The sequence below is a fragment of the Domibacillus sp. 8LH genome, from assembly GCF_038806185.1.
Lineage (GTDB): Bacteria > Bacillota > Bacilli > Bacillales > Domibacillaceae > Domibacillus > Domibacillus indicus_A.
Window position 1 is genome coordinate 1 of the sequence record NZ_JAVJNG010000230.1, and the last position, 255, is coordinate 255.

1 pseudogene is annotated in these 255 nt (G+C 45.5%); it reads left to right on the plus strand.

Features of this window, described 5'->3' with window-relative positions:
* A pseudogene (locus RG959_RS24540) lies at window positions 1-255 on the plus strand (F0F1 ATP synthase subunit beta); the annotation flags it as partial.

A 255-nucleotide genomic window follows, 5' to 3' on the forward strand; every position in this document is an offset into this window, starting at 1 on the left:
CGCTACTTGGCCGTATGCCATCAGCGGTTGGTTACCAACCAACACTTGCAACTGAAATGGGACAGCTTCAGGAGCGTATTACTTCTACTGATAAAGGTTCCGTAACATCTATCCAAGCAATCTATGTACCTGCGGATGACTATACAGATCCGGCACCAGCTACGACGTTTGCTCACTTAGATGCTACAACCAACCTTGATCGTAAATTATCTGAACAAGGTATTTATCCTGCGGTAGATCCGCTTGCATCTACTT